We start from the raw sequence: 21,552 nt of genomic DNA on the forward strand, positions 1-21,552 counted from the left end.
TCGCCCCCTTAAAAATACGACTCTTCCTTTATCAGTTTGCGCTGAAGGGCAGTGATCGCGAAAATTATCAGAAAGAGGACCATCGCGATCGCAGAAGCATAGCCCATCCTGTGATATTCAAAAGCGTTCTTGTATATGTAATAGGAAATCGTTATATTTCGCATGTTTTTGATTAGGAAGTATATCTGGTCAAAAACCTGCAGACAACCTATTATTCCCATTATCGATACGAAGAGCATCTGAGGTCTGAGAAGGGGCACAGTGATCTTCCAGAAGGTCTTCCAGAATTTCGCCCCATCGAGCTGGGAGGCCTCGTAAATGGATGATGGAATACTCTGCAGCGCGGCCAGAAAGGTTATCATGAAGTAACCGGCTGTGGTCCATATGTTCATCACCATAATTGCTCCGAGAGCCGTATTCGGTTCATTGAGCCAGTCAACAGCCTGAAACCCGAACGTTGAAAGGAACCTGTTCAAAACGCCGGGCTTGGAGTATATAAGCCAGAAGATCATCGAGATAGCCGCGGAAGAAGAAATTGAAGGGAGGAAGAAAACCGTCTTGAAGAATCTCTGTCCCATGATTTTCATGTTGGCGGCTACGGCCAGGAGGATTGCCAGTAACGTTTGGATGGGTACGACTACGATGGAATAGACAAAGGCGTTCTTTAACGAGATCCAGAAATACTGATCCTTGAACATCTCTCTGAAATTCTTTAATCCTACAAATTCCGGCACGTATCTCGTGAAGAGTTCACTCTTTGAGGACATGTATTCCTTCATGAAGTCTTTGACAGATACCGAACTGTTGAGCCGGCCTGCCAGAAAGTCTTCTACTATTTTGTCCGTATCTAGAAAGCTACTTACGGCTTCCTTTTGCTCTGCGTTCAGTTTTACCCCCATATCCAGCGTCAAGAAAGTTACCGGGTCAAAAAGAGAGAGAAGCTCATTCTTGACAAGTCCTTCTTCATCGGGGAAAACGCCCAGATGAAATGAAACGGATTCTTCAGGGACGAAGGTCATGTTGAATTTTTGGGCTTCCGTGGGCTGGTAGTTGGTGAAGCTGTAGTACAAGCCTGCGAAAACAGGATAGATCGTGAAGATCAAGATGGTGATTATTATAGGCGCTGCGAAGAGATAACCAACCATGGCTTCTCTCGTTTTGAAATTCAGCTTCATATCCTCACCCCTCTAAAGAGATCCGGGCGGATCGCAATCCGCCCGGCAAGAGACAGGTTATTCGGCTACCCAGCCCGAATAATTCTCTTCGACAAAGGTTAAGGCTTCGGAGAGGCTGATTTTCTGATAGAAGAGATCCTTTAACAACGAATTGAGCTGGTCGTGTGCTCTGGAAAAAACTCCGCTGGGTGTCTTGACCTTCCAGGGAGTGCCATACTCCGCGCCTCTGTAGAATGCCTGTTTCGTTGGATCGGTATCCTTTTCAGCGTTCTGTATGTTGGAGGCCAGTACTCCCGCTTCGCTGACAAACCGCTCTTGTCCCTTCGTAACAAGGAATTTCAAGACTTCCCAGGCTGCATCCTTGTTTGGAGTAGTTCGGTTTATGCTCCAGGAGACCGTATAAACCATCGTTGACTTCTCAATAAGATGCGGCATCTCGACTATACCGGTGTTCTTCAGAACTTCCGGGTAATCGCCGGCGAGGAATCCGATGGTCCAGGGGCCGGTCATCGCCATAGCCACCCTTTCCTTTCCATAAGCTTCTCCAATCCAACCAGCACCCAGGTTTGCCGGTTCCTGAGCGACTTTGTACTTGTTGACCAGATCGAGATAGAAATTGAGGCCGAATTTGGCATCTGGTTTACCCAGAGCTACGTTTAGATCCTCGTCAACGATGTCTCCGCCTGTTCCATAAACAAAAGGTAGTATCCTATTGAGATCGGCCGCAAGAACCAGAGGGGTTTCAAAGCCCTTTCTCTTGAGTTGAAGAGCCTTATCAAGCATATCGAACCAGGTGTCTTCGTCTGTAGGGTAGGCGACATCGTACTGGTCGAATATTTTCTTGTTGAAAACAAGTGCAAGGGTCGAAAAGTCCTTCGGGATCCCGTAGATCCTATCTTCGTACTTGAAGGCTTCGATGAGATTGGGGTAGAACCAGTCGATGTCGAAACTATCGTCTCTTTTGATGTATAGATCTAGTGGAAGGAGCATATTCTGCTTGGCCAGTTCTTCGAACCAGAAGGCTTCAACATAGAAGAGATCAGGAGCGGTGCCAGCAGAATACTGGGTGATAAGCATTTGCCTGAAGTCCCCCGGTATAGGCTGCCATTCGACCACGATATCCGTTTGCATGTTGTTGAATTCTTCGACGTTCTTCATTATGACGGCCTCTTCAACAGGGTTTCCAGGCCAGCCGCTGATTCTGATGTTCGTGACCCCTAATACCATGAGTCCAGCTAACAAAACAAGACTTACCAACAGAAATCTTTTCATACTAAACCCTCCTTTTCAGGCGTCCAGCGCCTTGGATATTACTAGAACAGTTCCTATAGACCACAGCTGAGGTGAGCAACTTGTTGGATATTCAATCAACTTTCCAGATGTTTCAGATACTGACAGACCGCTAAAGAGCTCGGGGAGGCGATTGTCATGATGTTTGTCCTTCACTTTCAACAGATCCCGCGCGAGCTGTCTGGCCTTTTCGTAAAAACCATATTTTATCAGGCCAAGCATAATCAGTGAGTTGTCGTGCGGCCAGACACTTCCGTTGTGGTAGGAGAATGGATTGTAACGCTTCATTTTGCTGGAGAGCGTTCTTATCCCCCATCCGGTGTATAGTTCATCGGAAAAGAGACGGTTCACCAACGCCTCGGCTCTATCTTCGTCCACTATGCCCGTCATTAGGCAGTGCCCGGGATTTGATGTTATTGAATCGACCGGTTTCTTGTTTTTATCCAGCGCCGTAGCGAAGTAGTCTTCGCTCTCCAGCCAGAAGTCCCGGTTGAAATTTTCTTTCAGGGCGGCTGCCTTCAGTGCATACACATTTGCCCTTTCTTCGTCCTCAAAGAGAGCCATGAGTTTTTCGAGACACTTGAAGGCATCATACAGATATCCCTGGACCTCTACTGGCGCCAGTGGAGGCTCTGCCAGCGTACCGTCGGAGAAGCTCACGGAGTCGGCGGAATCTTTCCAGCTCTGAATAGATAGACCGGTGCCTGAAGGTGCGAATTCGATGTATCCGTCGTTATCTAGATCAGCGTAAGTATCGATCCATTTGGCAGCTGCCATGATGCTGTTTTTTATAGATCTTATAAAGTTCCAGTCATTAGTCTGTGAGTAGTACCTGTGTGAGAGCATAATGAACAGGAGCGTTGCATCTATCGATCCGTAGTATCTTTCAAAAGGTAGCCTTCCGGCTAGCGATAGTTCATTCAGACGGGTTTCATGAACGATCTTTCCGGGTTGTGCTTCGGTCTGGCTGTCTTCTTCTTTACTTTGAAGATGAGTATGCACCGTAAGGATATTTCTCGTTATTTCAGGAAGAAGATCCACGGTCTGGAGGCCAAAGATAAGGCTATCCCTCCCAAAAACTGTGGCGAACCAGGGTAGGCCTGCGCCTGGAAAATCACCGTAGACTGTGGGAATCATGAGCATTTTCAGATCTCCCAGTTCCCTTTCATCCAGCAGCGAAGTCTTTTTGATAGGCGCAATATCCTTCACCGGTCTTTCGGACAACATCTTCTTGAAAACAACGTCCTTTTTCACATATTTGCCGAGCCTCAATTTCCCGGATACTCTCTCAATCTGACCTGGTCTAACTTCCAGAGAGAGTGAAGTCAGAGAGTTCTCAACGGTATCCCTTTCGAGGTCGGTCTCATATTGAAAACTCCTCGGTGGAGAAGAGGAAAGAGTTCTCGAGCTTTCGAGCTCATTGTATGAGTCATTCTTTTTCCTCACTGAGAAAATGTCTTCGAAGACGCAAATGATATCATATTCGAAAGAGATCCGAACTTCTTCCAGAGAATAACTCCTCACCGTCAACTCTGTTTGAAGAGCATTTCCTTCAGCCCGGAGACATTCGGAGACTGCGATATCGTAATGTGGAATTCCCGGTTTTGATCGCCCCAGATAATGGGTTTCAATCCTGTCCCAGGAAAAATCTGTGTGTAGTCTTCTGAGCTTGTGCGAGGACTTTAATATCATTCTGGATATGAAACGGGTATCCTCCAGATAAAGTCCGGCCGCCTTTTCATACTCGCAGTCGATGATCCCTCTGTCATCGGTAACTACCATAAGGTTTCCGTTCTTGAAAACCTTCATCTTTTCACCTCTGAGGATTCTCTGACAATCAGCTCGACCGGAAGAATCGTCGTTTCCGTGTGGTCTTCGGATATGAGTCTGATAAGATTGATAGCGGCCCTTCTTCCGACCTCGTCTATTGGCTGGTGGATCGTTGTCAGAGAGGGCGAAACGTCTGATGAAATGGGAATATCGTCAAATCCCACGACTGGCAGAGAAACCCCCTCTTCCCTCAAGGCTTTCAACGCGCCAATCGCCATCAGGTCTGAAGCCGCAAAGATGCCGTCGAACTGGCCAAGGTGTTTTTTCGTTATTTCGAAGCCGCTCTTTTCAACGAAGTCTCCATTGCGGCCGAGAAAGGTGAAATTCATTTCCTGCGCCGCTTTTTGAAAGCCGCGTTCCCTCCATAGAGAAACGCTTTGATCGGCTGGGCCGTTAATAAAGAGAACATGCGAGCAACCTTTTCGGGCGAGGTGCTTCCCTGCAAGATACGCACCTCCTTCATTATCGGTATCTACAAATGAGATGTCCTTATCTTTTTCGTTTCTACCGACTGCCACAAAAGGAATGTTCCGCAATTTGAGAAAGTCCACTCTTTCGTCTTCGTTTTTCAAGTCAAGTACCACAAATCCATCCACTAGTCTTTTGTCTGTGAATACACGGTAAGTATCTATCACGGAGTTATGTGGTTCGTCGGTTGTCAGAATAAGATGGTAACCGAGACGACTCAATTCGAGCGAGGTCTCCCTCAAGAAAATCGAAAAATACGGATATGTGAAGAGATAATCAGCGCTGTGCGGAACAATAATCGCAATCATCTTCGTCTGCTGGCTTCTAAGGCTTCGCGCCTGCTGATTTGGCACGTAGCCTAGCTTGCTTATTACACTTTCAACTCTCTCGCGGGTTTTAGCTGATACCTTCTCTGGATTGTTTATTACCCGGGAAACAGTCGCCGTAGATACTCTTGCCATCTTCGCTATTTTGGAAATGTTAATGTTCATATAAGCAACTCCTGCAAAAGATGTAATCGATTTCAATGTAATCGATTACATTATATAGACAGTTAGTTTTTAACAACAAACACAAATGCCGGCAATTTGCAGGCATTTTTCCTGTTTATTCATTAATAGGGACGAATGTACGGTTTTTCCTCACTGTACGGGAAAGTTTGGCAGAATTCCATAATTTCTAGATATGAGAAATGTGAGTAGTCTCGCTGGTTCTCTCGAGAGCAGTTTCAGGTTACCAATTTCAGAGCGGGATGCTGTGGGCATTGACAAGAGACTGACAGCGATGTGTTCAGAAGCTTGCGGCGGACTATATACCTATGTTTTCACTCTCCATATCGAAAAGCATCAGTGCCATGCAACCTTGTGGCCCAATATTTAGCCTGTGAACCAATAATACAAAAAAACTCACTCATCATATTGTCCCTTGCCCTCGTGACTCCATTTTCTGCATTCAGTCAACCTAGGGATCAGGATACCAGGAGATAGACTCTTGTTGTTGAGGTCTCCCTGGTCCTCCGTGACCGCAGGCCCATCCTTCGAGCAGAGCCGCGCGACTCTGATGAAAACCACGTTGTTTGTCAACGGTCTACCGTCCTCCGAGAGGATCAAAACAAGATCCCGAAACAAGTTCGGGATGACATTGTGAGGGGCTTCTTGAAGCCGCTGCTCGGATAATTTTTTTCAGTTGCAGTGAGCCCCTGAATTGATTGCCGGTTCTGTTCACGAGACCCCATACCCTGTAATCGATACCCCGTGCTCAACGTATCTGAACCTGTTTCAGCATCGATGGTCGTCCCAGCGAGCAGCGTCTCTTAGCGAGCGACAAGCGTCTCTCTTCAACTATGACCTGCTTAACGGACAGTTTTTGATTAAAATGTCCAGTATATAAAACACAATTTCATATTGTCGCTCTAGAGATCTTTTGATGAGGAATGTAAAGCTGTATTCTTCGCTCAGGATTTTTCCCTCTCGCATCCGGCTCTCCTTACCTCCAATTCTCGCTCTTGCTCATGGTCAAATCAGAAGCTAAGGAATTGATTATAGGCTCTTACTGAACAAGGTTGCGCTTGGAATTGACAACTGTTCCGGTTCACTTGGTCTGGCCGAACTAAACATCCCAGCGACACTGAGGAATACGACCCTTTCATGCAGCATTCTGAAAATGAAAGGGTGAGATTCTTTCAGCTGGTACACGTTCGAAAACTACTCTTAATAGAGAACACAGTGTAATGGTCTATATGCCGCATAAAAGCTTAATTGCAGCAAAAGAAACGCTTCACGAAGAAAGTGTAGAATAAAACTGGTATAGACATATAGATATCTGTGTGTGAATGCGAGGTGTCAACATGATACCTATCTATCTTAAAATCAGAAACTACATGATCAAGCAGATCGAAAAAGGCATACTTATCCCCGGTGACAGAATTCCGTCTGAAAGGGAGCTTGTTGATCTCTTCAAGGTAAGTCGCATGACTGTTAGACACGCCATCGATCAGCTGGTTAACGATGGAATCCTTGTCAGAATGGTAGGCAAGGGTACTTACGTAAGCAGTGAGAAGTTTGCAACCGAGCTAAATGTTTTGAGAAGCTTCTCAGAGGAAATAATCTCTACCGGGCATCGCCCCTCAGCCAAATTGATACGGATCGAGAGAGGTCAGGCTGGAAACTCAGTCACTTCTCTTCTAAGGATTGACAGCAGTCATGAGGTGATGAGAGTTGAAAGACTGAGGTTGGTTGACGATCTAGAAATGGCGATTACTGTTTCGTACTTTCCTTTGTCAAGAGCATTTCCGGTAGATGAGATAGACTTCAGCGCGACTTCGATCTACAACCAAATTGAGTCCCTAGGCCTTCGAATAGAAAAGGCTACCGAAACGGTTACAGCTGAAGCAGCCGACAAAAGGACTGCGAACTTTCTGCGTGTGAAAGACAAAGCCCCCCTCCTGAAAATAACTAGGCTCACATTTATTTCGAACAACGTACCTATTGAATACATGGAGGGATTGTTCAGGCCAGACAGATATTTTATATCCCAAGAACTCTATAGACAGGAAGTGAGATGATGAAGATGTTTGAAGAAATGTTTGGAAAGAAGCTCCCAATAATCGGTGTAGTTCATCTGCAGCCACTGCCAGGTGCGCCGAGATATGAAGGAATGTCTATGAAAGAGATTACCAGGCTCGCTGTTGAAGAAGCCAAAACCATGGTGGAGAATGGCGTGGACGGCCTGATAATCGAAAACTTCCGCGACATGATGTTCAAAAAGAGAGTCGGTCCCGAGACCGTTGCATCTATGACCTATGTTGCTTCGGAAGTAGTCGCTAATCTCTCTGTTCCAATAGGGCTCTGCGTTCTCCAATCCGATGCGATTTCTGCTCTTGCGATCGCGAAAGCAGTTGGGGGCAAGTTTATCAGGGTACCTTACTACACGGAGACATACATAGTTGATGCTGGAATGATGGAGAGTATTGCAGCCGATGCACTGAGATTCAGAAAGATGATCGAAGCCAGAGACGTAAAGATATTTGCAGATGTACACATCAAGCACGGCTATTCGCTTTCACGCAGACCCATTGAGGAATCGGCCGAAGATGCCTTTGAACGAGGACTTGCCGATGCCGTTATTGTCACGGGGAAAAAGACCGGCGGCAAGACCAAACCAGAGGATGTAAAGGCGGTAAGAGATTACCTTCCAAAGCTTCCACTTATTGTGGGAAGCGGGGTGACTCCAGAAAGTCTTTCCGAGTACTTCCCACAACTTGGCGATGCTGTAATTGTTGGAACGAGCCTTAAGAAAGACGGTAAGACTGAAAGCCCTGTGGACCCCGAGAGAGTCAGGCAGTTTGCAAATCATATGGAGAAGTGCAGAAAGGAGCTTGATTGATGACCACAATAACTGAGTTCAACCAGTTGTTTGGTACTTCGAAACCAATAATTGGGATGATTCATCTAAAGCCATTACCAGGCTCACCAGTTTATGATGGGGAGGGTTTAAGAAAAGTAATAGATCATGCGCTGGACGAAGCGGGAAAGCTCATTGAAGGCGGAGTAGATGGCGTTCAAGTCGAGAATTACAACGATCCGTCTTACTTCCCGGATGTTGCCGCCCCCGAGACTGTTTCCTCGCTCTCCATTGTTGCACACGAAGTTCACAAAGCTTTTCCGGATACGCCTATGGGCATCTGTCTTCTTGCCGATCCAATAGCATCCATTGCTGTAGCGCATTCCTCCGGCGCGAAATTCGTGAGAGCGACCGTGTTCACCGAAGCATCTGTAGATGTTTCGGGCTTAGCAATAAGAAGACCTCATGAAATTCTTAGATACCGCAAATTCCTCGATCCTTCCATAAGGATCTTTGCAGACGTTCATATCAAACATTCCGCGCCTCTTGCGATGAGACCGATTGAAGAATCCGCCTACGATGCCGCATATTTCCTGGCGGATTCTGTAATCATTAGTGGAAAGCACACTGGATTTGAGACGCCTCTCGAAGATCTGAAAAAGGTGCGAGGCGTACTTCCAAATTACCCGATTATGGTGGGTTCAGGAATGAACAAGGTTAACGCTGGAAAGATCTTCGAAGTAGCTTCAGGAGCTTTTGTTGGTTCCACTTTCAAGGTCGACGGTGATTCTTACAAGTCAGTGGATTCCGAGAGAGTCAAGGAGTTCATGAAGGTCATCAAGGAGATAAGAAAGCGATGAGCAGATCCGTTCTTGTTCTGGGTGATGTAAACGTAGATATAATCGGGAAGTTTGATGGGTTTCCCACACCGGGTAGCTGTGCCTACAGCGAGAAACCGGCTTTGCGACCCGGTGGCTCAGGACTGAACACTTATGTTGGATTGAGAAAGCTTGGGATCGATGCTGATTTTTTCACTATGATAGGAGAGGACATTTTTGGCGATTTCATAAAGGCCGAACTTTTGACACTTGGAATTGAATTCTCTCCTAAAATCTCGGAGTCGTATTCAACCGGTGTAGTGTTTTCTCTCTCTACAAACAACGAGCGGACCTTCTTCTCATTCAGAAGAGGTGCGGCCGATGTACATATAACTTACGAAGATCTTTCGGGAACCTCTCTGGATTCAGGTATATTGTATCTTACGGGTGTGTCTGTTGTAGAAGGTGAGGAGACTTTCGAGACATTTCTTAGAGTTGTTGAGGAAACCAAGTCTTCCGGCACGAAGATCTTCTTCGATCCCAACATAAGAAAGACCGATTTGGTTTCGATTTCGAGAATAGAAAAGATAATTCCTTTCGTGGATGTCTTCCTTCCCGCTCAAGATGAGTTGAAAGCTCTATTTTCAAAGTCTGACAAGTTCAGGTTTTGCTCGGACTTGCTTTCAACTGGTATTTCTGACATCTGGATAAAGAGAGGAGCAAATGGTTGTTCTCTCTTTTCGAAGGATAGCTGTTTTGACTTTCCCGCTCCAAGAGTAACGGCTCTTGAATGCACGGGAGCAGGTGATGCCTTCAACGCAGCCGTTATCTGGGGTTATGTCAACAATCTTGAAGAGAAGGAGATTGGCATTTACGGAAATATTTACGCAGGGATCAGCACAGAAAGAATCGGTGCTGCTACATCTTATCCCTATAGAAAAGAGATGTTAGAAAGCAAGCACTATAAATCTATCAAAACGGGGGTGAAAGTATCATGAAACGAATGATTCTCGTTCTATTTCTACTGGGGATCGTTGCAACGGGTTTCGGCGCATTGAAGGTGGCCATTGTTGCAGGAGACGCAATCGGAGACCGTGGATTTACGGACATGGCTTACATTGGCATTCAAGAAGCAGAAAAGCAGTTCGATATTGAATACAAAGTATTCGAGTGCCATGTCGACCCTTCGAAGTATTTTGATTCTTTGAGAGCGGCAGCTATGAACTACGATCTAATCTTCGTAGATCCTGGCTACTTCTTTGACAAGGAGCTCGCGGAGGTAAGCGCAATGTTCCTGTCGAAGACCTTTGTCTATATCGACGGCGCATCGGATCTTCCAAACGTCGTTTCAGTTCCTTTCAAGCAGAATGAAGGAGCTTTCCTCGCTGGATGCCTTGCTGCGCTATTGACTGACAAGACTGAACTGTGCAAGATCAATTCCGAGAAGATAGTTGGATTTGTCGGCGGTTTCGATATGCCCGTAATCAGGGACTATCAGGTCGGTTACGAACATGGTGTCAGATATGTCGATCCAGAAGTCAAGGTCATTGCGAGATATGCCGGAGATCATTACGATCCAGCCCTTGGAAAAGAGACGGCCTATTCAGTATCTAAAGAAGGAGCCGATGTGATTTTCCAGGCCGCGGGCCCCACGGGTCTCGGAATTCTCGAGGCAGCTAAGGACTATGGCTTCTTTGCAATTGGCGTTGATACGGATCAGGGCTATCTTCAGCCAGGTTTCATAGTGTCTAGTATGATGAAAAAAGTTGACGTCGCAGTTCTGGATATCGTTAGAATGCAGGTTGAGAATAAGCTTGAAAAGGGTTCCCTCCATGTCTACGGTATTGCTAATGGCGGAGTGGGACTCGCGTATAACGAATTCATGATGGATACAGTACCAGCGTCAGTCTACATAGAAATCAGAGAGATTCAGGAGAAGATCGCGAACGGAGAAATCGTAGTAGACTCATATCTCAACTGATGTTTTTTGGAGCCCCTCCGGGGGCTCCGTCTTCAATATCTCGGGGGGTGTTACCAATTCTTGTCTGCAATAAAGTCTCGAAGACATACCCAAATGGCCTGGAAGCACTCAAAGAAGTGAGTTTCGATGTAAAAAGAGGCGAGATTCACGCGATCGTGGGAGAGAATGGCGCTGGAAAGTCGACTCTGATGAACATTCTATTTGGAATGTTCAAACCGACTTCGGGAGAAATAACGTTCAAGGACAAGCAGTTCTCGCCAAAACATCCCTCGGAAGCGATAGGCCTTGGCATAGGAATGGTACACCAGCACTTCAAGCTCGTGCAGAGCATAACGGTTGCCGAGAATGTAGTGCTTGGTATGGAGAAACGCTTTCAGAACAGAATTGGAAAGATCAACAACGCCGAGATGAACAGTTCGGTTTCTTCGTTGATTGAGAGGCTTAGAATGTCGATCTCTCCGGATGACAGAATACAGGACTTACCGATAAGTAAGAAGCAGCAGGTTGAGATTCTTAAGGTTCTCTATAGAGATACGGATTTCGTTATTCTTGATGAACCAACCGCAGTGCTAGCCCCGAACGAGGTGGATGACTTTCTTGAATTTGTGACTGGAATTAGGGACATGGGTAAGACGGTGGTTTTCATCTCTCATAGACTGGGAGAGGTCTTCGCTATTGCTGACCGAATAACGATTTTGAGAAGGGGCAAGGTCGTAGGTACTTTTGACAAGAAGGACGTGAACAGAGAGAGTGTGGCAAACATGATGATCGGAACAGCCAGTGATCTCTATGAACGACCAGAAAACTTCGTGAGAGATGAAATCGTTTTGTCTGTGAAGCAGATTTCCGACGCATCGGGAATACTAAAGAATTTGAGCTTTGACCTCCACGAAGGGGAGGTCCTAGGTTTCGCAGGAGTTGGAGGAAATGGTCAGGAGGAGCTCTTTGAGGTGCTTGCAGGAAATCTGATGTTGTCCTCGGGAGAAATCTTACTAAAGGGATCTTCGATCGAATCACTAAATACGCTCGAAAGAAGAAAAGCAGGACTTGCCTATATCACCGACGATCGAATGAAGAAGGGGCTAGCGCCTGACAGAAGTATAGTCGAGAACAGCATTGCGGGCCACCATAAATCTGGAAGATTTGGGAAACTGGCGATAAATAGCTCGAAGGCAAACGCGTTCACCGAGTCAATCATTGCCGATTACGACGTTAGAACAGGTAAGAATATTCGAACCCCTGTGAGGGCTTTGTCGGGGGGCAACATGCAGAAACTTCTCGTCGGACGCGAAATCGCATATGATCCTGCCGTTCTTATTGCTTCTCAGCCCACAGCAGGAGTCGATGTGGCAGCGAGAAAGCTCATCCACGATTCGTTCAGGAGACTTTCAAAGAGTGGTTCCGGTATTATCTTGATCAGCGGTGATCTCGAGGAGATAATGGATCTTGCGAATAGAATTATTGTGTTATACCGCGGTAGAGCCGTTGCGGAGCTGGCATACCCTCATTACGATACGACGGAGATCAGTTATTACATGACGGGGATAAGGGGGTCGCAGAATGCAAGCTGCACGAACTCTTAGTCTAAGAAAGCTCCTTCTCTCGCTTCTTCTCGTAGTTTGTATCTTATCGGTTTGGGCACTGATTATATGGTTTGGCGGAGAGTCACCTTTCAAAGGATTCAGCTTTATTATTGAAGGTTCACTAGGCAACCACTATCAGCTTTTGTCTACTTTAAACAAAATGGTTCCATTGATTTTAGCCGCAGCCGCCGTTGCCGTTCCTGCATGGACCGGAATGTGGAACATCGGTGGAGAGGGTCAGTTATTGTTGGGAGCATTCGGGGCTGCTCTAGTCGGTTTTTCTATAGATTTCGGAGCGGGTATCGTGAACATTGTCGTGGCCCTTTTGGTATCTGCTGCATTTGGTATGGCCTGGGCTGCGTGGCCTGCGATATTCAAGATCAAGTTGAGAATGGATGAGGTAGTTACTACTCTGATGGGGAACTACATCGCCGCTCAGTTGATAGCCTATTTGATCAACAAACCATTTAGAGACCCTCGATCACCTCTTGCCCAGACTCCCTATATAAAGTCGAATTATGTCATTCCATATTTGTTCGAAGGGTCACAGTTTTCCGCGACTTTTTTTATTGCTATAGGGATAGTTTTGGTTCTATTCGTATTCAGGAAGAAGTTCATCATGGGATATGAATTTGAAATCACTGGAAGCAACTCGGTTTTTGCAGAGTTGAGTGGAGTTAAGGTCAAGAAGATAAAGCTTCTGTCGATGCTCATTGGAGGTGCTTTGGCAGGTCTAGCCGGTGGTCTTCTGGTCCTGGGAATGACACAAAGGGTTATGCAAAGTTTTCCACCGGGATACGGATTTACTGGTCTCCTGATTTGTCTACTTGCATTCAATGATCCACTGATCATTATTGGGATTGCCTTTCTCTTCTCTGTACTTCAAACCGGAAGTGTGAATCTACAGTTGTTCTCGTCGGTTCCGGCTGAGATTAGCGGTGTTCTTCAAGCGGTTATGGTTTTATTTGTAGCTGCATTCAAGACCTTCATTGTTGGACGGGGGGATAATTAGAATGGACATGGAATTGATCACTACACTATTTCGAACATCAATCCGAATGGCGACTCCAATTCTGCTTGCATCGTTAGGAGGGGCACTAACTTATCATGCAGGTATAATCAACGTGGCTATGGAAGGACTCATGCTGATTAGCGCCTTCTTCTCCGTAGTGTTTTCATATCTTACAGGGAATGCTTTTTACGGCATAATTGCCGGAATGATGGCTTCCATTCTAATATCATTGCTGTACTCAGTTTTTGTAAGTTTCTTGAAAGCAAACAACTTCGCAATCGGTTTTGCAATAAACATATTGGTGAGTTCACTCACTTTATTCCTTATGAGAATCATGTTTAAGGGAGAAAATGCATTCAACTCTCCAGATATAGCGCCAATTCCTGAACTCAAACTCATAACTGGAAACTACTTTCTAGACAACTACATTCTGAATTTCAGTATACTCACTTATCTTTCAATTCTGATTGCTTTTGTCTTGGCATTCATAGTCTACAAGACCTCCTTTGGGCTCAGGCTTAGGGTTTGTGGAGAGATGCCTCAGGCCCTTACAACAGCAGGTGTGAAGGTGGGGTTTGTTCAACTGTGTTCCAGCGTTTTGTGTGGAGCTCTCTGTGGACTTGCGGGGGCACAGCTTTCGCTATACAACGTAAGGATGTTCTCCCGCGAGATGACGGGCGGGAGAGGTTTTGTAGCACTTGCCGCGATTCTAATTTCGGGGGGAAAACCGAAGAGGATACTTGTCATCTCTCTGCTCTTTGGTGTTTTCGATGCTCTTTCTGTCAAGCTGCAAGGCGAGAAGGTCGCGCCTCAGTTCGCTCTAATGCTGCCTTATGTGATGAGTGTAGTCGTTCTGCTGTTGTTTCATCTGAAGTCCAGAAAGGGACTGAAGAACGCCTGAAGCAGAATCTTTCACATGGCTGGACTAGATTACTTGAGCAAGTCAACTTCTGAATCAAGATACCCAAATTATGCGGGCCACAAAAAAGACTGAGCTCTTTTGTGAAGAGCACTTCAAATAACCGTCAATAAGCCTTATGAAACTAGCTTCTTAGGACACCCGTAGCGGCAACATTGCGCCTTTCGTTTTGCTGGCGGTATTGGCTATTATAAGAACTTCAAATGACTAACTCGGAAGCAATTGTGTGTGCACAATCTGAAGCTACAGCTTTATCTTACTGTGGTAGTGAGTTTTGATTCTGTTTCAATAGAGATTTCCTGTAGCCTGATGAAGGTTGACGGGTTGTTAAAAATGGAGTCCAGAAAAGGTTTTTCATCCAACGGCAGGAAGGAAGGGATTGCATGCCACTCTCTAGTAACAGATCAACCTAGACATGTGATGATCTCAATCTGCTTAATATGCGTATGAACCAGAAATGCTAGTTTGGAAAAGACTACACTTTACACTTATTAGTTATGTAGACTTATACTGAAAAGCCAACTTTGTGAACGAAAATCCGGAGCATAAAGTGGCATTTTTTATTTTCGCAGTGACTAACCGTATGTTAACTATTTAGAGAAAGCTGACGAATATCATACCTCAAAGTCTGTCTTGAACTGCCAAAATCCTTCGTATTCTTCAGACTCAGTGATACCCATTGAGCTTACTATAATTTGTTGAGGCTTATCCTAAGCGATTATTGTCACTTATAGTTCTTAATCATTGGTTTTTTACTCAATAAAAGACATAAATGGACCAGGCTCTCTTTCTTTATGTAACTAATCACATTGTCTAATTAGAACAGGGAAACTTCCATTTTGTTTATAATGTAACAAGTGGTATATTAATCGCATCAGTACATTGCACCTCTTCCCATATTTTCCCTGAGCCCTCACTTATTTTGTATAGATGCAAAGCCTCACTTGTGGAGGTGGGTAATGAAGAGCGAAATTTTCTCGTTTTGTTTGCTGGTGCTTATAGCAGCTGTGGTGCTATTTATAAGTCGATGTCCACCCGTTCCAAACACGCTTCCAACAATCACCAAAGCAAGTAGCCCTTCCGGAGCAATATCCCAGAACAGCAGCACATTCAGCTGGAATGGAAGTGATCCGGATGGAACTATTTCCAAGTACGAATACAGAAAAGATGGTGACAGCTGGGTAAGAATGGCACGAGCACAAGCTATACATGGAGTGGATACTCTAAAGGCTTGCACACATTCGAAGGCAAGGCTCAGGACAACGAAGGTACTAACTCGAGTGTGATAAGCGAATTGTTTTCTCTCATGAATTGCAAATGCAACCTACCGGTTCGCCGAATAACCTAGATGGAACTACGAAGACGGGTTTGAAAGTATGCGTTTTAAACGAACAAGGAGATTATTCGCCTGAAATGAAAAACCACTGGTATTCCTGGGAAGATGTTTTTCACAGTACAAGGAGCTAATTACTTCGAGAATATGCAAGTTGCCGAAATGGTTACTGAATATCGCGGGTTTATAATAATATAGGAGGTAAGTTGATGCCGCAATTTCAGTTTGTTGTTTTACGATCCAATAGAGTTTCTTACCGCTTTTAGAAAAACCTATAACCTTTTGGGAAGTTAGTACCCATTTCCGATAAAATGCCGATATATTTCCGATAAATTGCTTCTTTCGTTCTTTCGTGACTCCATTTTTTGCATTCAGTTAACCCTGCTTTTTTTGCTATGAGATAGATCTTCATTCGAGAGCTAAGAGCTTTGCTCTTGGTCCTTAGGAAGCCCTCGGCGGACGCGCTGCCGACTCCATTGAGAAGTGATACAGTTGTAGAACATTGAACGCAAGGCTGTGCAAGAACTGCCCAGGTCGCAATGCCCGCTTCGCGGGGAAAGAGCGGATGAACGCTGCTAAAAACCACGTTATCCGTCAACGATCTTCCGGCCCCGCCGAGAGGATCAAAACCAGATCCCGAAACAAGTTCGGGATGACTCTGAACAGGAGACCCCAAACAGGGGCCCTGAGCAAGAGCATTTCAGGGTAGGCTCATTGGGGTGACAACTAACGGTTATTGCAAAAGGCTAGATTCCGTCATTCCGACAAAGCTCCTGGTCGGAATCTCGATGCTATTGCTTCAAAGTTCTCCTCGGCGAACGCTGACTACTCTCTTGCTCTTCTGACCTCTGACCACTGACCTCTAACCTCGGCTTCTCCAAAACCCGGATCCCGAAACAAGTTCGGGATGACAGAGTGAGGAGTCTCACAGGAATGACGCATAGAGAAACTTTCAAAAACCCGTTGTTCGATAACGCAGTGAGAGCTACAGGAAAGCCGCTACTGGACAACGATGTTTGATAATTTTAGGAGACTCCAACGGTTTTCAGGGTCTCCACAACATTCAGCCAGATAGAATTACTTTTTTGTTGTGAAACTCCAAATTGGACCAACTACTGGTTCTGAGCCTTCGTTCTTTGCGGCGATCTTCCAGTAGTATGTAGTATTTGGAAGGAGGCCGATTTTGTTATAAGTGTTCGTAGTTCGATTCGATCTGAAAAGGGAAGGATTGTGGAAAGTAGAAAGGTATAAATCGTACAATACCGCATCCCCGTCGGGATCTCCGCCTTCCCAAGACAAGAGAACTTCAAGATCAGTGTCTTTCGCGTCATTTGCAGGGGAAGGGTTCGAGGGAACGTTGGGGAATGATTTGACCGTTACTGTGAATGTCTTGTCAGATGACGCTTCCTTCTCGTCTTCTGCTTTTATAGTAACTGCAATATCGCCGAGTGGTCCGCTGACTGTCCATTCATAAAGGCTGCCTGAGACGGTTCCCGGTCCTCCAATAAGACTATATGAAAGAAGATGGCCGTCCGGATCTGAACAATAGTTGGCAAGGTTGATCTGGATTAGCTCTCCAATATTCTCGACAATTGTCTCTATGACACCCCATTCAGGCTTGCTATTCTTAATTGGACAGGCCGTAAGAAATAATACAGTAAGCACAAGAACCACCGTCAGGCGAAAACTCTTCATCTCATTATCCTCCACAATCTGAATTAGGAGATGAGAATGCTGCTTAGTCTGAAAAGTGAGTGGTTCTCTAACAAACATCTCCTTATAGATTTTAGAACAGTATCGGCCGATTCAGGCTCTTCTGGCCAGAGTGTTCTTTGCTGATTCCTTGGAGAAGGAGTTAAGATACACGTGTTCCTACGATAAGATCAGCCGAGAAAGAGCATTATAGAGAGTTTGCTGCGCTAACGAGAGACGAGAAATGGAGAAGCCAGTCTTCTGGCGCAGGCCATTCAAAAGGCGATAATCATCGCTGCCAGTGAAGGCTTCGCCTTCGCCAGTACCACTTCGCGGGAGAAGAGCCGCTGCACGCTTAAAAGCGGAGAACCCGCTGAACGCTGTGAAGAGCCGGTTCTTCGATAAGATCAAAAAACTAAAGAGGTCAGAGGTATGAGGGTAGACGTATGAAGATCAAGATCAAACATCACATACCAACATCATGAACTATTATCAGTATCTTGTGTTCCGTAGCTCTTTTCGAACCTGCAACCACCTACCTGCAACCCCGATCGGTTCAAAACCAGATCCCGAAACAAGTTCGGGATGACAGAGTGAGGGGCTTCCATGAACCGCTGCCCAGACAGCTTCCTCAGTTGCAGCAAAACCTTGAACTGCTGAGCCGGTTTTGTTCACGAAACCCCAGACTCGAGGCCCGAGACCCGTTTTGTTGGGCTTTTTACTTACAACTTGGAACTGGTGAGTAGCCCAGGGGGATTTCACCCCCAGGCTCTCTCAGAACCGGACTTGAACCTCTCGATTCATCCGGCTCCCATTATCCAGCCGTATAGAATATCCCCATTGTCCAGTGTACAAATAGACGAGGCTCCCTGCGAGCAAGAGTTTCTAGCCATTTACCCGCTTTTGTACGACCTCTCCTTTTCTTGTACTTGTTTCTTACCCACTGAACTAAGGCTTTGTTAAGTTGACTCAGTACTGTATACATCTCAAATCTGCGAAAGTGTCCATAGTAGTTTATCCAACCTCTTATTACCGGGTTGATTCTTTCTGAGAGTTCTTCAATACTCAGGTATGACTTGGTTTGAAGTCTCATTCTCCGGATCTTCTGTCTCATCGCCTTCTTTGCCTGTTCACTCACTGCAGGGGTGAAGCTGTAGAAGATCCTCCCGTTTCTGGCTTTGCAGCTACGGACTCTGAAGGTGTATCCTAGAAAGTCAAAGCTTGTATTTGGATACTCGCCCTTCCTTTTATCGTCTTTGCAGTAGACAATACGGGTCTTCTCTGGATGAAGCTTTAGTTTGCATTCTTCCATTCTTTCTTTGAGACTTTCAAGAAGAAGCCGGGCTTCCTCCAGAGTTCTACAGTGTATCACTCCATCATCTGCGTATCTGGCAAAGGGCTTATCCGGATGAGTTCTCTCCATCCACTTGTCGAAGGCGTAATGCATGAAGAGGTTAGCCAGTACAGGGCTTATTACCCCTCCCTGTGGCGTTCCCTTGCTCCTCTCTTCGACTCTTCCATTCGCTTGCATAAAGGGTGCTTTCAGCCATCTCTCTATGTAGAGTATTAGCCATGGAATCTTCACATGTTTCTTGACTGCCCTCATTAGTAGTTCATGGTCTATGTTGTCGAACAGTCCTTTAATGTCGAATTCCAGTACCCAGTCATACTGCCAGCATCTCTGCCTCGTTACTTCAAGGGTATCTATCGCTGACTTTCCCTCCCTGTATCCGTAGGAGTCCTTATGGAAGTATGGATCTACCAGGGGATTGAGATAGATTTTGGCTACCATCTGGGCTACTCTGTCCCCCACTGTGGGGATTCCCAGTACTCTCTTTCCTCCACTCTTCTTTTCTATCTCTATAGCTTTTACTGGAGGTGGAAAGTAACTGCCCGAGGTCATTCGATTCCAAATCTTGTAGAGATTGTTGTCAAGATCGGCTTCGAACTCTTCCAGGCTTACCTCGTCTATTCCTTCTGCCCCTCTGTTCTCTTTCACTTTCTTGAATGCTTCCAGTACTACTTTCTTGGGGATTTCATACGACCTCATCTTGTCTGCTGGCTCCTTCCTTGTCTCTGTTCACAGTTCCTCCCTTTCGGTTGTCTGCACAGAGTTGGTTGACTAACCAACAAAACTGGATAACACAGTCCCTTCGCTCCACTCCCATTACAGGAGCTTCATCACTACTACGGACTGTTCCGCCCCTGAATCTGGCATCGGTACTTTCACCCTCGTGGGTTCTTCCACTTGCGGCTTTTCCCTTAACATCCAGATCCAGGTTCCCAAGTTCCTAATCAAAGCCTGTACCAGGGTCACGCCACCTATATGCCGGTCACCATCTGGACAGTAAGCAGGTTTCCTCCAGACTTATCCCGGGATAGTTGCACCTCCCGGTTTAGATGACACTAGTAGTTGTTACGACACGTTCACGGTGGTTCACTTGTATTCGTCTCCTCTGGTACTCACCTGACGGGATCACTGTCCCGCCTTTTCCCGTAACGTTCACTACCATGGCTCTTTACCACAGCAGCTTACGGTGGTTTGAAGCCTCCACCTGCATGGCGGCTTCGAGGGGCCCTCCCTCATCTTCAATTAAGCATGGCTTGAAGTTTCCTTCTTCGCCTTCTTGGCACACTGCATCTTGCAACTGATCCTTTGCTCTTTCCAACCCCCAATCCGCTACCACCGGCCACGGTCTTCAAAACCCAGATCCCGAAACAAGTTCGGGCTGACAGAGTTGGGGGCTTCCATGAACCGCTGCCCGGATAACTTCCTGCCGTTGTTATCCCCACACTTTGATCTTTCGTTTCTCTACGGCTCTATCTGTGGTATAAACTGTATATCAGGTGTTTTAACGCGGAGCAACAGTGCCATGCGGCTGTCGCATTACCTTCAAATCGACTGGATAGTGAAGGTTGTTCTTTTCGTGATTAAAAGTCGCTGGTGATATAATTGTGGTGCAAATACCTTAACGTCTAAAAAAGATAGGTGGAGGTGTTTTATGCTTAAAAGAGGGTTTTTACTGGGTGTATTTGTGGTTCTGTCAGCTTTGATGCTAGCCGGAATCGTTGGTGCAGTAGCTGAAATTGATAAGTACGGTAACGTTCATACTAATATCCCGATGGAAGCAGTTGTTTACGCCGCTATTGAAGCGGGAGATCTGGTTTACGTAACGATGGGAACGACCACTATCATGGTTCCGTTCGTGACCACATACGGTGATGTCGACAGAGGGAAGCCGCTTGCGAGATATTCCGACGATCATGTTCTTCTTGCGATCAACTATGGCAATTTTGCGAAGACTTATGGACTGGAAGTTGGAAGTCCCGTCTATATGGGTCTAGTCGAGAAGGGGGCTTACAAGGATGAGCTGGAGATAAGACATCTTGTGAGAAGCGACGTAAGGGAAGATTACGCGAGCGATGAGATTTTCGCGAACTTCAGAGAGATTACCCTCGGAGATATTGCTCCAGGTAAGCTTTACAGATGCTCCCATCCCTCGATAGACGATCCCAGGGCTCCGTACGCATCGGCTCTTATCGAGCAGGCCGGTATCAAGACTGTCATCAATCTCTCCGACTCGGATGAAGAGCTCGCATCAAATCTTGAATACTCGGAGTACTACAAGTCCATCAGCGAGGCCGGCAACCTAATCAATTTGAATATGGGTGTCGATCCTCTCGCAGACGACTTTGCGAAGAAGCTCGGAGAAGGCCTTAGATTCATGATAGCTCACGAGCCTCCGTACCTGATTCACTGTGTCGAAGGCAAGGATAGGGCCGGAATCGCATCTGCTCTGCTTGGCGCAATCATGAACGCCAAGACCGACGAGATCTATGCCGATTATGTCAAGTCTTACGAGAACTACTATAATGTAGTACCGGGAACCGCAGCTTACGAAGCAGTAAGAAAGATCATCGTTGATCTCTTCGTTATAATGAACGACGGCAATCCCGTCGACGATCTCAACGTGAAGAGCGTTGCTTTAGACTACCTGACGAAGAAGGCCGGTCTCTCTTACACCGAGATCGCTGCAATTCAGGATATTCTTAGATAGTTTTATAGAGAGTGTTATTATCGAGGGGCGGTCTAGAACCGCCCCTTTTCT

16 protein-coding genes are annotated in these 21,552 nt (G+C 46.0%); 10 read left to right on the forward strand and 6 right to left on the reverse strand.

The genetic code is table 11. The features are described from left to right. Positions 1–8: 8 nt before the first annotated feature. From THEBA_RS08290 to THEBA_RS08305, 4 genes are read right to left on the reverse strand one after another with little or no spacing between them, the layout of a single operon-like run. Positions 9–1,175, reverse strand: coding sequence for a carbohydrate ABC transporter permease (locus tag THEBA_RS08290; RefSeq protein ID WP_014731205.1), 1,167 nt, complete (start codon positions 1,173–1,175; stop codon positions 9–11). Positions 1,176–1,232: 57 nt separating this feature from the next. Beyond that, positions 1,233–2,447, reverse strand: coding sequence for an extracellular solute-binding protein (locus tag THEBA_RS08295; RefSeq protein WP_014731206.1), 1,215 nt, complete (start codon positions 2,445–2,447; stop codon positions 1,233–1,235). Positions 2,448–2,462: 15 nt separating this feature from the next. Further along, complete coding sequence (locus THEBA_RS08300) at positions 2,463–4,274, reverse strand: amylo-alpha-1,6-glucosidase (protein ID WP_014731207.1); 1,812 nt, start codon at positions 4,272–4,274, stop codon at positions 2,463–2,465. Then, complete coding sequence (locus tag THEBA_RS08305) at positions 4,271–5,254, reverse strand: LacI family DNA-binding transcriptional regulator (RefSeq protein ID WP_014731208.1); 984 nt, start codon at positions 5,252–5,254, stop codon at positions 4,271–4,273. The genes THEBA_RS08300 and THEBA_RS08305 overlap by 4 nt, the downstream gene beginning before the upstream one ends. A 1,355-nt stretch (positions 5,255–6,609) precedes the next feature. Between THEBA_RS08305 and THEBA_RS08310 the strand changes: the two genes are divergently transcribed. The 9 genes from THEBA_RS08310 to THEBA_RS08350 all read left to right on the forward strand — a co-directional run bounded on the left by THEBA_RS08310 (position 6,610) and on the right by THEBA_RS08350 (position 15,704). Continuing rightward, the gene (locus tag THEBA_RS08310; RefSeq protein WP_014731209.1) at positions 6,610–7,326 is read left to right on the forward strand and encodes a GntR family transcriptional regulator; all 717 of its coding nucleotides are present in this window, start codon (positions 6,610–6,612) and stop codon (positions 7,324–7,326) included. Beyond that, on the forward strand, positions 7,326–8,147 hold the full coding sequence (locus THEBA_RS08315; RefSeq protein ID WP_049794054.1) for a BtpA/SgcQ family protein: 822 nt from the start codon (positions 7,326–7,328) through the stop codon (positions 8,145–8,147). The genes THEBA_RS08310 and THEBA_RS08315 overlap by 1 nt, the downstream gene beginning before the upstream one ends. Beyond that, a complete protein-coding gene (locus tag THEBA_RS08320; protein ID WP_014731211.1) occupies positions 8,147–8,965 on the forward strand; it encodes a BtpA/SgcQ family protein in 819 nt (272 codons plus the stop codon). Before THEBA_RS08315 ends, THEBA_RS08320 begins: the two co-directional genes overlap by 1 nt. Further along, positions 8,962–9,921, forward strand: coding sequence for a carbohydrate kinase family protein (locus tag THEBA_RS08325; RefSeq protein ID WP_014731212.1), 960 nt, complete (start codon positions 8,962–8,964; stop codon positions 9,919–9,921). Before THEBA_RS08320 ends, THEBA_RS08325 begins: the two co-directional genes overlap by 4 nt. Next, positions 9,918–10,904 (forward strand): BMP family lipoprotein, encoded by a 987-nt coding sequence (locus THEBA_RS08330; RefSeq protein ID WP_014731213.1) that lies wholly within the window; start codon positions 9,918–9,920, stop codon positions 10,902–10,904. The genes THEBA_RS08325 and THEBA_RS08330 overlap by 4 nt, the downstream gene beginning before the upstream one ends. Positions 10,905–10,951: 47 nt before the next feature. Further along, positions 10,952–12,487 (forward strand): ABC transporter ATP-binding protein, encoded by a 1,536-nt coding sequence (locus tag THEBA_RS08335; RefSeq protein WP_041928452.1) that lies wholly within the window; start codon positions 10,952–10,954, stop codon positions 12,485–12,487. After that, positions 12,465–13,499, forward strand: a complete 1,035-nt coding sequence (locus tag THEBA_RS08340; RefSeq protein ID WP_014731215.1) for an ABC transporter permease — start codon at positions 12,465–12,467, stop codon at positions 13,497–13,499. Before THEBA_RS08335 ends, THEBA_RS08340 begins: the two co-directional genes overlap by 23 nt. Position 13,500: 1 nt before the next feature. After that, positions 13,501–14,400, forward strand: a complete 900-nt coding sequence (locus THEBA_RS08345; RefSeq protein ID WP_014731216.1) for an ABC transporter permease — start codon at positions 13,501–13,503, stop codon at positions 14,398–14,400. A 977-nt stretch (positions 14,401–15,377) separates the two neighbouring features. Then, complete coding sequence (locus THEBA_RS08350) at positions 15,378–15,704, forward strand: hypothetical protein (protein ID WP_014731217.1); 327 nt, start codon at positions 15,378–15,380, stop codon at positions 15,702–15,704. A 1,124-nt stretch (positions 15,705–16,828) separates the two neighbouring features. Here the strand turns inward: THEBA_RS08350 and THEBA_RS08360 are convergent. Beyond that, positions 16,829–17,446 carry a hypothetical protein gene (locus THEBA_RS08360; protein WP_014731219.1) on the reverse strand — a complete coding sequence of 206 codons (618 nt, stop codon included), beginning with the start codon at positions 17,444–17,446 and terminating at the stop codon, positions 16,829–16,831. Between the two features lie 811 nt (positions 17,447–18,257). Continuing rightward, entirely contained in the window at positions 18,258–19,493 is a 1,236-nt protein-coding gene (gene ltrA, locus THEBA_RS08370; RefSeq protein WP_014731220.1) for a group II intron reverse transcriptase/maturase, read from the reverse strand. Between the two features lie 952 nt (positions 19,494–20,445). On the opposite strand from ltrA, the gene THEBA_RS08375 reads away from it, so the two are divergent. Next, positions 20,446–21,501 carry a tyrosine-protein phosphatase gene (locus THEBA_RS08375; protein ID WP_014731221.1) on the forward strand — a complete coding sequence of 352 codons (1,056 nt, stop codon included), beginning with the start codon at positions 20,446–20,448 and terminating at the stop codon, positions 21,499–21,501. Positions 21,502–21,552: the final 51 nt, after the last annotated feature.

The sequence above is a fragment of the Mesotoga prima MesG1.Ag.4.2 genome, assembly GCF_000147715.2.
In the GTDB taxonomy this organism is placed as follows: domain Bacteria; phylum Thermotogota; class Thermotogae; order Petrotogales; family Kosmotogaceae; genus Mesotoga; species Mesotoga prima.